Origin of the sequence: Aphanothece sacrum FPU1 (assembly GCF_003864295.1) — a bacterium.
Lineage (GTDB): Bacteria > Cyanobacteriota > Cyanobacteriia > Cyanobacteriales > Microcystaceae > Aphanothece_B > Aphanothece_B sacrum.
Genome location: NZ_BDQK01000001.1, coordinates 126691 through 138870 on the forward strand (window position 1 = coordinate 126691; position 12180 = coordinate 138870).

Below are 12180 nucleotides of genomic sequence, written 5' to 3' on the forward strand. Positions count from 1 at the left end.
TAGATTAAAGAGATTGAATGGGGTCATTTGTTAATAGTATTCCCCATCAGACGAGATAAGTTAACAGGGTATTGATCTAATTTAACAGAGGAATCTTTTTAATGTGGGTCAATCATGGCACAATAACAGTTATGTCCTTATCCAACATTAAGAGTTAACCATAATGCTAGAAGTTCCTAATACCTTAGAAGAAGCCGTTAATCAAGCTAAACAAGCCGCTAAACTCGCTCTAAAAGCGGGAGTTAGTCCCCTGCAAATTGAATTAGTTATCCCTGAAATTGCACTACAAGCTCAATCTTTAGCCTTAGAATTTGTTAGTCTGTTTGAAGGAGACGAATCAGGCTTAAAAGTGCTTTTCCCTGATACGGGGGCCGCTGCTTTGGCCCGACGAGACTGGGGAGAGACTGCTTTTAAGGTAAGTGACTTAGGCAGTCGTTTTACTTCCATTGAGATGAAAATTTCCGATGATGATCAAGCATTTTTAGTAGTTTGTCCCTCATCCGTAGAAGTGGGTATTGTGGAAAAACTTTGTAATTTAGCCGGCGATCGCCCTGTGGTTTTGCTCATTCCACAACTAGAGGATGTTTCAATTGTAGGCATTGGTTATGCAGCCCGTCAACTGCGGGAACGGTTCCTTAATACTCTACAATCAGTTTACTATTTTCGACCCCTAGAAGGAGTCGTCGTTTTGCGTTCTTATCCTTCTCAATGGCAGGTTTATTTAGAGACAGAAAACGGCTATCAATTTATTGCTGAAGCATCAGAAAAACCCGCCGGAGAACCTCTTGAATTATTAATAGCTAATACTCTTAAAGGGGATGAAGAAAAAAGTAATAATGCAACGGCAAAAAAATCAGGTTTGTTCACAAGTATGCAGCGTTTTTTACGAGCATTGAGTCAATAATTAACTGACTTATACTGTAATCAATATCACTGTTAGTTGTCTATTACACTATTTATTATTTATGTTTTCTGTTCAACAAGCTCAATCAATTATTCTTGATTCAGTACAGCCCTTAAAAACGACAGAAACGGTTACTTTAAATGAATCTGTCGGGCGTATTTTAGCTGAATTAGTCACCAGTAATTTGGATTTTCCTTATTGGGATAATTCAGCTATGGATGGTTATGGAGTTAAGTTTGATGATGTGGTCAACTGTAGCCCAGAAAATCCTATTACTTTAAAGATAATAGAAGAAATTCCGGCTGGAGTAAAACCAAAAAAAATTGTTCAATCTGGGCAAGCTTGTCGTATTTTTACTGGAGCGATGTTACCTTCAGGGGCAGATACTATTATTATACAAGAAAATACGCAAAAAATTGATGATAAAGTCTTGATTTTATTGCCCCCAAAATTTCCCAAGGCTTTTGTTAGACATCAAGGAGATTTTTATCAAGCAGGTCATGCTTTGTTAACTCCTGGTATTAGAATTAATGCTTCTGAAATTGCTGTTTTAGCAACTGCCCAATGTCCTCAAGTTAAGGTTTATTGTCGTCCTCGTGTGGCTATTTTTTCAACAGGAAATGAATTAATTTTGCCTTCTGAATCTTTACAACCTGGACAAATTGTTGATTCTAATCAATATGCTTTAGGAGCATTTGTTCAACGTCAAGGAGCAATTTCTATTCAATTAGGCATTGTTTCTGATAACATAGAAAGGCTCGAAGAAAAAATTAGTTTAGCTATTAATTCTGCTGATTTTGTCTTATCAACTGGTGGAGTTTCTGTAGGAGAATATGATTATATAGAACAAATTTTAAGTGAATTAGGGGGAGAAATTCTTATTAGAAGTATTGCGATTCAACCAGGAAAACCTTTAACTGTTGCAAAGTTTAGTAATGGATGTATTTATTTTGGAATTCCGGGAAATCCTGTCTCAGCTTTAGTTAGTTGTTGGCGGTTTGTTCAACCTGCTTTAAAGAAATTATCTGGGTTAAAAAAATCTTGGAAACCTAATTTTATTAAAGCAAAATCTTGTCAATTATTAGAGTCAAAAGGACAAAGAGAAACTTATATTTGGGGACAGTTAAAGTTAGTTGATGGTGAATACGAATTTGAATTAGCAGGAGGAAGTCAAAATTCAGCTAATTTAATTAATCTTGCTATGACGAATGCTTTAGCTATTTTACCTGTGGGAACAACTATGATTAATGCTGGTGAGTCAGTTTTGACGATGTTAATTGATTGTTAATCAGAACAAAAGCCAGGGCGGGTTTATTCAATTTTTTTGTGAGAATCATAACTCCTGGAAAAAACCCGCCCCTACAAAAACCCGCCCCTACAAATTTTATGTAATTAATATTGAACTATTAATTTGCCCAGTTTTTAAGACGGGTATTTGTTCTAAAGGAACTGTAAATGTCACCGTTGAACCGAGTCCTTCTCCCATACTATAAAACTCGACTTGTCCCCCCATTGCTTCAACTAACTTTTGGGAAATTGCTAACCCCAACCCAGTCCCTCCATAAGCTTTACTATGGGAACCATCTACTTGTACAAATTTTTCAAATAATTTAGCTTGTTTTTCTAAAGATACCCCAATTCCTGTATCAGCAACGCTCACTTTAACGATGCCAGAAAACTCCTGATTATCAAAATAAACTTTCTTTTTAACAATTTCAGCACTGAGAAAAATACCCCCTTCATGGGTAAATTTAATGGCATTACTGACTAAATTAAGCATCACTTGTAACAACCTTTGATAGTTACCATAAACAACAATAGGGGTTAAAGTAGCAGGAAGTTTACTCTTTAAACTCAAGTTTTTTCGTTGCGCTTGGGGAACAATAAAATTATCAATAGCTTGGAATAATTCACTTAACTCAACTGGCCCCAATTCTAGATCCATTTTGCCCGCTTCTATTTTGGCAATATCGAGAATATCATTGATTAAATTAAGCAAATGTAAAGCAGATTTATGAGCTTCTTCGAGAAATTCTTGTTGTTCTTCGGCATCATCAGCCATCCCATCTAGTATCAATTTTAGAAAGCCAATAATACCGTTAAGAGGTGTTCTTAATTCATGGGTTGTACTAGCTAAAAATTCACTTTTGAGACGAGATGCTTCTTCTGCTGCTAAGGTCGCTTCTGCTAACTCTTGATAAAGGGTAGCATGGGCGATCGCTGTTCCCACCTGATCTGCTAATTCTTGAATTAATTCAATTTCGGCAGGTCGCCAATGACGACGGCGATCGCACTGTTGTAAACAGATTAAGCCATTGCGTTGATTTTGATAAAAAGTAGATACAATCAAGACAGTCTGACTATTAAAAGAATCTTCCTTTAATTGTTCAACTATTACGGGTTCTCGCTGTGTTAAAGCTTTTTCCCAATAAGGTTCAGCTTTAGGGTCAAAACGATAGCCTAATAGAGAGTTACCGCAAGCTTGAGAATATTCAGCCTTAATATCAATATACTCTTGGTCAGGTGCCACAGAAATCATTAAACATCGACTAACTTGTAATGCTTCCCCTAAACTTTCTGCGGTTTGTTGCCAAATGGTTTCTAAATTTAGGGTACGACGGATTTTTCGTGCAATTTTAGTCAGTAATTTTTGATAGGGATCAGGATGAGTCGGTAAAGCAGAGTCATTAATTAGGAGAATATCTGTGTCAGTTAAAAGATGACCCATGACTAGGACGGTGTTAGGCTGTCCCTGTCGGGGTAAAATGGGGCTAATGACCAATTCTAAAGGAAAGGATTGGTTTTGGTACTGAAACAAACAATGACATTGTTCAGGAATACGTCTTTCTAAAACGCGCTGAAGTCTCTCGTAATAAGTATCATAAGAGGTAGGGGTCAAAGTTTGTTGAGGAAAAGAACCGATAATATTTTCAGCCCTTACACCAAATTTGTCCCCTAACTCCCAATAAAAAAATAAATATTGACCTGAACTGTCTTGAGTAAATACTAATTCTGCTTTTACAGTTTGCCACAGGGAGTTGTCAGAGGTATGGTTGACTAACATCCCATTATTTTGTCGATGAAGCTTATGTATATTAACCAGAGAACTCATAGATTAGTATGGGAAATAGAGGAGGATGGTTTAGCATCAGATAAAAAAATTTAGGGTAAGTTGTTCACTTTTATACCCTATAAGATTAAGATTCCCTAAAATCCTGAGAAATTATCTAACCCATGAGTTCAATTGTTAAATTTTTGTAAAGTTAGTCATTCCACTCTCCTCTTGGAGGTAGAGGAGGGTTTCGTCTAAAAGTCCGAGTGAGATCATCATCTGTGTCCGTTTCTCCTTGAAGCCATTGTTTAATGGCTGTCTCAATAATTCGACTCGGATCGTTGGTCAGATGTTTGAGTTGTTCTAGGAGATCACCATCGAGGTGTATGGAGATCTCCACTTTTTCTGTCCCGTGCTGAGTAGATACCGCCTTGTCGTTCATATGTGCCTTTGGGTCGTTCTCTTTACTATTGTACAGGTAAGTGAATTCTCTAACGGAGACTAACACAAATCAAAGGGATTTCCTGACATTAGATTAAAGGACTAACAAAGCTCTGATTATAAACAAAAATGGCGTTGCTGATTAATGGTATGATTTTTATTTCGCGCAAAGACACAAAGAATGGTTATTTCATACTCTGATTGCTGCAACGCCAGAAAAATTAGTTAATTTCAGCAAAAAAAGATGTCACAAGAAAGCCTAACTCAAGAAATCACTAATTTCCCTTCATCTGAGACAGAATGGGAAGAAATGCCTGAACCGGATATTAGCAATATTATTACTGAAGATGATAAGCCTGTGGATAATTTAATCTCGGAAAAACAACAGCGTTTATTAACGGTTTGTTTGTATAGTTCTTTAAAGCGGGATATTCCTTTTTTAGCAACTGTTAATGTGGGTTTATTCTATGGTGCAAAACAGCCACCTTTAGTCCCTGATGTTCTTTTAAGTTTTGGTATTAGTGTTCCTGATGATTGGTCACAAAAGAAAAATCGCTCCTATTTTACCTGGAATTTTGGCAAACCTCCTGAAGTTGCTATCGAAATTGTTTCTAATAAGATTGGTAACGAATTAAATAGTAAATTAACTAATTATGCTAATGCAGGAGTCGCTTATTATGTAGTTTTTGATCCACTTTATTGTTTAGGAGAGAGACTATTATATGTTCATGAATTGCGAGGGATGCGTTATCATTTACTTAATGATTATTGGATGGAAAATATTGAACTAGGTTTAATTTTTTGGCAGGGAAAATTTGAAGATAAGGAATATTATTGGTTAAGATGGTGCGATAAAAGTAGCAATATTTTCTTAACAGGAGATGAAATTGCAGAACAAGAAAAACAACGGGCTGAATATGAAAAACAACGGGCTGAATATGAAAAACAACGGGCTGAACAAGAAAAACAACGGGCTGAACAAGAAAAACAACGGGCTGATAGATTAGCAGAAATTCTTCGTTCACAAGGTATTGATCCTGATCAAATCTAAATAATAAATCAATTCTTTGATCAGATAATCTAGTATAGTAGGATGGGTTGTTAACTCATCCTACTATATTTAACATTAGAATTTCTCCATCTAAGTAGAGAAACTGGTTCAGAACTTAATTACTACACTAAACGGGAAACTATGTGGGCTTTTTTCAAAATGAGAATTGCTGTATAAGCACTTTTCTGACTAAATTTAATCATGTTTAGCCAATTTATTAATAAGTAATAGACCATACAGGAACAGTTGAGAGATATTAATCGTCACTTTCTTAACCCTAAAAGTTAGAGTACCATTGTTTTGATTGTTCAATTACAAAAAATGCTATATTGTGTAGGCTAATTAAGTAGGTGGTCATAATTAAAGTCACAATAGAAAAGTTCGTAGTGAGGGCTTGAGCATCGTCTTCTACAAACTTTTCAAGCCCTTTAGGCAACCTACTACAAAAATTCGTGTATTTATGACCATCAACTTAATAAATTAGACCTAAAGTTTAGTATTGTTGAGTCAATCTTGTTGATATAGCTAAACCAATTATTTTTATGTCATTTAACCTATCTTTTCCTCTCATCTCGACCTCACAAACTTCTGATGACGAACATATAAAAAATACCTCTCATATTACTATTATTGGTGGAGGTTTTACAGGATTAACTGCTGCTTACGAATTAACCCGTCAAGGATTCAGAGTTACTGTATTAGAAAGGGATTCAGAAGTAGGAGGATTAGCGGGAAGTTTTCAAGTAAATGGGGAAAAATTAGAGAAATTTTATCATCATTGGTTTACAAATGATCAGCACGTCATGAATTTAGTTAAAGAACTAGAAGCTGAAGATCAGGTAGTTTATAGACCCACTCGTACAGGCATTTATTATGCTAACAATTTCTTCAAATTAAGTTCCCCCTTAGACTTATTAAATTTTAAACCATTAAATTGGTTTAATCGCATTCGTTTGGGATTATTTGCACTGTGGGCCCGTCGCATCAAAAATTGGCAAAAATTAGAATCTTTAACCGCTAAAGAATGGTTATTAACAGTTTGTGGAAAACAAGTTTATCAAGTCGTTTGGGAACCTTTATTACGGGGTAAATTTGGCCCTTTTGCTGAGACAGTTTCAGCTGTTTGGTTTTGGAATAAAGTAAAACTAAGAGGAGGAAGTCGGGCCAAAGATGGAGCAGAAATGTTAGCTTATTATCGGGGTGGATTTGCCGCTTTAGCCCAACGTTTAGCCGATAGTATTGCTTTTCGTGGTGGAGAAATCAAAACAAATACAACCGTAGAAGGATTAATAGTAAAAAACGGACGAGTCATCGGGGTAAAAACTGCTAATGAAATGATTGAAACTGATGCGGTTATTGCCACTCCTGCTTTACCCATTATTGCAGATTTAATTGATCCTTATGTTCCTCCAGAATACAGCGATAAACTCCGGCAAATTCAATATTTAGCTAACGTTTGTTTAGTATTACAATTAAATCAAAGTCTTTCTAAAACTTATTGGTTGAATGTTAATGATCCTAATTTCCCTTTTGTTGGGGTGATTGAACATACCAATTTTGAACCGAAGGAAACTTATGGAGGCAGACATATTGTTTATTTATCTAAATATTTACCAGAAACCGAAGAACTTTATCAAATGAATGATCAAGAAGCATTAAATTATGCTATTCCTTATATTCAGCGTATGTTTCCTGAGTTTAGCCGTGACTGGATTATTGATTATCATTTCTGGCGCGCCCATTATTCTCAACCCATTGTTGTTCGTCATTACAGTCAGTTAATTCCGAAAAGTACAACTCCGTTAAACGGCTTTTATGTTTCGACAATGGCGCAAATTTATCCTGAAGATAGGGGAACTAATTATGCTATTCGTGAAGGCAAAAAAATTGCTAATGTATTAACAAAAAACTTGAAAAAATAATTGTTTAAACTGCTAGTAAATTATGTCAACTCCTCTCATTAGTTTTTTATTGGGTACTGTTCTATTAATATTAAGTTGTTTAGTTTATAATGGTCATTATATTTTCAAGAGAATCCCTATTATTTTTGAGTTAAGAGGAGAAAAAATATTTGCTTTAGGAACTAGCTTGATTTCCTTATCTTTAATATTAGGTATATTTAGACAACTTAACTATCTTGATCCTTCTTTTGTTAAGTTAATACGATTATTGCTAGGGATTAGTGGTGTAGGGTTAATTAGTTTATTTTTGATCAAAAAACGACAAATATTAGACTCATTAGAACAGTGGATTTTTCCGATTAAGGTTTATCTAAATTCTTCTAAAAAGATTTCTTTAATTCATACAATTGGTTCCCTAATTATTATCTATTTTGTTATATTAGCTATCTTTTTATATTTCGGCGATCGCGTTGGATGGGAAGGGGATGACGTAGACCAAATTGAAGGGTTTCTCAACTTTTCTTATAAAGGAAAAGACTTAGTTTATCGATATTATTGGCAACCCTTAGCATATCAACTTAATTTTACTATTTATGGTTTGATTCATAACCCTAAAATATTCTTTATATTACCGCAAATTTTTGGGGCAGCTAATATTTGTATTTTATTATTTAGTCTATATATTTTCTCTGAAAAACGACTCAATTGGATTTTATGTTTTTCATTTTTAATTGTTTTTCCAGAAATTTTATTTTGTAGTCTTTATTATAATTCAACTGTTTTTGCCATGACAGCAATGTCATTTGCGTTGCTCTTTTTATTTGGGCAAAAAAGCCCTATACAAGCTATTGATTTATGGAATAATATTAGATATTTTATTTTAGGAATTACAATTACATCAGCACTTTTTATAAGATTTGATTTTGTTCTTTCTTTACCATTAATCTGGTGTTTAATGCTACTGGATAAATCCTTAAAATCAAGGATTAAAGCTTATTTAACTTATAGCATAACTAGCTTAAGTTTATTAATGGTTTTCTGGCTAACTGATATTTTTAACCCACAACAATTAATCGGTATCGCTAAAAGTCATGAAGTTGGGGCTGCCTCTTGGACAATGCAAGAATCTTTTGCTAGTTTATATACGATAACTAATATAACCATCTGGATAGTTTTAATTATTTCCTTAATTTATTTTGTTGTCTCAAAAATAAAAGATAAAAACTGGAAAGCTTTTTTATTAATTGGATCTACATTACCCATACTTTATCCTATTCACACTCTAACCAGTCCCAAATATCTTATTCCTGGTATTATTTTTCTTCCTTTTGTTTTAGCTAAAATTACATTATGGCTCAAGAAAAAAGTAACAAGACAAAATTTTCAAGCCATAACATTAGGATTTATTGCCCTAAGTTTTTGGCTACAATTTATCTCAATTCAAATAGATCCCAAAATTCCCTACTTACAAATAACCTCTGAACCTCATGCAATACATCTTACCACTACCCATGATGGAACAAGAGTTTCAGGCGCATATCTTGAAGGATATAATCAAGTTCGTAAAGCACAAACTAATAGTATTCATCCACCAATTAGGTTTGCTCGCAAAATGGCAGAAGCGATATTAGCCCTCAATAAAAATGTGACTGTAGTTTATGAAGATAAACCGGATACAATTGGTAATGAACCCTGGATTTTGACTTTTAGTAGTATGTATCTTGAATTGGAAGGATATCAAGTTAAATATTATGATAGACAAGCAAAAATGGTATTACTTAAAAACGAAAAAACTGTTAAAATGGAAAAAGTTAATGAAGCAGAATATGCAAATTATAACAATGGAGATCAAGGTAATAAATTTATTATTAAAGTTCCTACTGTCAGTCATCAAGATCCCCAAGCATTCAAAAAATTCTTTGAGGATTTTTATAACGTTCTAGATAAAATTGAATTCCATAGTTAAAATATTAGCTGATGAAATAATTATTTTAATATCATTTATTATCAAAATACTTCAATTTATGCTATTATATAAACAATGGATTAAGTAATTTAATAATCTCAACTAAAATAGTGTTTTTTTATTAGGAGAATTATGGGCAAAATTAAAAATTGGATTAAAAATATACGCAGACGCAGTTTAGGATTATTAGAGATTGAAAATATGATTAATAAATCTCTATCAGATACCCATAATTTAATTAGCAATGTTCAACAAGCTAATAATCACTTAGAATCTTTAATACAAACATTAAAATCTTCTATTGAGAGTAACCAACAAGCGATTGTTGATATTGAAAAATCTCTCAATATTTTATCTTCTCCAGATCAACTAATTCCTCGACTTAATTCCTACACAGGAAAATACTATATAGGATTAGAATATCCACCATCTAGAGACTATCGATCTCGGTGGGGTTATACGAAACCCCTCCATGAGGGTTTAAGTAAAATTTTCCAAAAGAATTTTGAAGATAATTGTCAAACTCTCCATAAATTAGTAACCTACAAACCATTTTTTGAGAAAATTAATCTCCATTTTTCTCATGAAAAGCCAGGAGAACCTGGATGGTTGAAAACCGCCCTCAATGCTCTTGATACAGCTTTAATTTATTATTTTATTGCTGATGTCAAACCTAAAAAATATTTAGAAATAGGTTCTGGTGTTAGTACCTTATTCGTAGCGAGAGCTATTAAGGATCATAATTTAGACACTTCAATTATGTCAATTGATCCTGATCCTCGTGCTGAAGTGGATGCAGTGTGTGATCAGGTTATTCGCGCTGGGTTAGAAACTTGTGATTTAAGTATTTTTTCTGAGTTAGAACCAGGAGATATTTTATTCCTAGATGGTAGTCATCGTGCTTTTATGAATTCAGATGTTACTGTCTTTATGATGGATGTTTTACCTCTGCTAAAACCAGGAGTAATTATCGGAGTTCATGATATTGTCTTACCCTATGATTATCCTGATAGTTTCAAAAATTGGTATTGGAACGAACAATATCTTTTCGGCGTATATTTGTTAGCAGCATCTGAGAAAATAAAAATCTTAATGCCAACTAAATATATGTCATGTTGGACTGAATTAGAGTCAGCTTTTTCTCCTATTTTAGAAACCTGGGAAGAAGATAAAAATGTTTGGTTAGACGGTGGTTCTTTATGGTTTACTCATTTAGAAAATAATGAATAAAAACCCTTTTTTATTCTAAAACAAAAATTATAAATTAGGAGAGAATAATTGCCTTGAATACTATATGTCGCGTCTGTGATTCCACTAACTTAGAATTAGCCATTGATTTAGGACACCAACCCTGGTGTAATCACTTCTTAAAATCAGAAGAAGTCGGACAAGAACCTTTTTATCCTTTAAAAGTTCTCTACTGTCATGATTGCGGGACAGTTCAACTAGATTATACTGTCAAAAAAGAAATCATGTTTGGGGATCATACCTATCTTTCTGGAGTGACAAAATCCTTAAGTGAACACTTTAAAAATGTTGCTCATGAAGTTGATAATCGCTTCTTTAAAAATACCCCTAATAAATCAGTTTTAGATATTGGTTCTAATGATGGGACTCAATTAAAACATTTTCAAGAATTGGGCTATGATGTTTTAGGGGTAGAATCATCCACAACAACCGCAAAAATTGCCACTGATGCGGGAGTTCCTACTCTCAATGATTTCTTTAATTTAGAAGTAGTTAAACGTCTAAATCGTAAATTTCATGCTATTAACGCAGCCGGAGTATTTTTCCATCTAGAAGAATTACATTCAGTCACAGAAGGCATTCGAGAAGCGTTAGAAAATGATGGAGTTTTTGTGGTACAATTCCTTTATATGAAGCGAATTGTGGATAATCTTGCCTTTGATCAGATTTACCATGAGCATCTATTATATTACAATCTAAACACCATTGAAGTGTTACTTAATCGTCATGGTTTATCCATGTTTGATGCTTATTTATCGCCCATTCATGGCGGTTCAATTATTGGATTTGTTACTCATAAAGGACAAAAAGAACCTAGCGATCGCCTTTTAAAAATGCGTCAAGCAGAAATGGATGAAAAAAGTAATGATTTATCTACTTATTTAAACTTTGCCAAACGCATTGAACAGATGAAAATAGATAATCTCAATTACTTAGATGCGGCAAAAAAAGAAGGTAAAATTATCTGGGGATTTGGCGCACCTGTTAAGGGAAATACTCTGTTAAATTACTTTGGAATCGGCACTCAATACCTTGATTACTTAGTTGAAAAAAATGAATTAAGACGAGGACTTTATTCACCAGGAATGCATATTCCGATTATTATTGAAAAGGAATTAATCGATCTTCCTGACATTTACTATGTTCTAGCTTGGAACTTCAAAAAAGAAATTCTAACTAATAATCAACATCTCATTGATCAAAAAATTGAGTTTTATTTCCCAGTTAATCCCCAAGATATTTAATATATGTCTGATGTCAACAAAACCAATATCAATATTAAGTAGGTTGGGTTGAGGAACGAAACCCAACAATGTACTAAGTAGATTGGGTTGAGGAACGAAACCCAACACAGTAATACCAGTTGTTCAAAATCCGACTACAGATGCGGATGGTGTAGGGGTCAACGGCCGTCATTGGTGTCAACTTAAGGCGAAACTTGACGGGGTGCAAGCTTTCTCACTATCCCACCCACACCCTGCCAAGGGTGGGGTTAACTGTACAAAGCCTGTCTACACAGGCTAATATTACAGTAAAGTCTGCGCTCGTCGGACTTTGTTGGTATAGCCACAGGCTTTAGCCTGTCGGCGTTTGGGACTAAATTAGTACCAAAGATTT

At 34.1% G+C, this 12180-nt stretch carries 9 protein-coding genes; 7 read left to right on the forward strand and 2 right to left on the reverse strand.

Going from position 1 to position 12180, the window contains the following annotated elements; genetic code table 11:
* Positions 1 to 163: 163 nt before the first annotated feature.
* The gene (locus AsFPU1_RS00555; RefSeq protein ID WP_124978139.1) at positions 164 to 904 is read left to right on the forward strand and encodes a DUF1995 family protein; all 741 of its coding nucleotides are present in this window, start codon (positions 164 to 166) and stop codon (positions 902 to 904) included.
* Positions 905 to 965: 61 nt separating this feature from the next.
* On the forward strand, positions 966 to 2192 hold the full coding sequence (locus tag AsFPU1_RS00560; RefSeq protein WP_124978141.1) for a molybdopterin molybdotransferase MoeA: 1227 nt from the start codon (positions 966 to 968) through the stop codon (positions 2190 to 2192).
* 96 nt (positions 2193 to 2288) lie between these two features.
* Here the strand turns inward: AsFPU1_RS00560 and AsFPU1_RS00565 are convergent, their stop codons facing one another.
* Positions 2289 to 4016 (reverse strand): GAF domain-containing protein, encoded by a 1728-nt coding sequence (locus AsFPU1_RS00565; protein ID WP_124978143.1) that lies wholly within the window; start codon positions 4014 to 4016, stop codon positions 2289 to 2291.
* A 151-nt stretch (positions 4017 to 4167) separates the two neighbouring features.
* Positions 4168 to 4398 carry a ribbon-helix-helix domain-containing protein gene (locus AsFPU1_RS00570; RefSeq protein ID WP_124978145.1) on the reverse strand — a complete coding sequence of 77 codons (231 nt, stop codon included), beginning with the start codon at positions 4396 to 4398 and terminating at the stop codon, positions 4168 to 4170.
* Between the two features lie 243 nt (positions 4399 to 4641).
* On the opposite strand from AsFPU1_RS00570, the gene AsFPU1_RS00575 reads away from it, so the two are divergent.
* The 5 genes from AsFPU1_RS00575 (at position 4642) to AsFPU1_RS00595 (ending at position 11807) form a co-directional block, all read left to right on the forward strand.
* The gene (locus AsFPU1_RS00575; protein ID WP_124978147.1) at positions 4642 to 5448 is read left to right on the forward strand and encodes a Uma2 family endonuclease; all 807 of its coding nucleotides are present in this window, start codon (positions 4642 to 4644) and stop codon (positions 5446 to 5448) included.
* Positions 5449 to 5990: 542 nt separating this feature from the next.
* Positions 5991 to 7370: an NAD(P)/FAD-dependent oxidoreductase gene (locus AsFPU1_RS00580; RefSeq protein WP_125061020.1), complete on the forward strand. Its 1380-nt coding sequence runs from the start codon at positions 5991 to 5993 to the stop codon at positions 7368 to 7370.
* Between the two features lie 22 nt (positions 7371 to 7392).
* Positions 7393 to 9315 carry a hypothetical protein gene (locus tag AsFPU1_RS00585; RefSeq protein ID WP_124978149.1) on the forward strand — a complete coding sequence of 641 codons (1923 nt, stop codon included), beginning with the start codon at positions 7393 to 7395 and terminating at the stop codon, positions 9313 to 9315.
* 132 nt (positions 9316 to 9447) lie between these two features.
* Positions 9448 to 10545, forward strand: a complete 1098-nt coding sequence (locus AsFPU1_RS00590) for a class I SAM-dependent methyltransferase (RefSeq protein ID WP_124978151.1) — start codon at positions 9448 to 9450, stop codon at positions 10543 to 10545.
* A gap of 53 nt (positions 10546 to 10598) precedes the next feature.
* On the forward strand, positions 10599 to 11807 hold the full coding sequence (locus AsFPU1_RS00595) for a class I SAM-dependent methyltransferase (protein ID WP_124978153.1): 1209 nt from the start codon (positions 10599 to 10601) through the stop codon (positions 11805 to 11807).
* Positions 11808 to 12180: the final 373 nt, after the last annotated feature.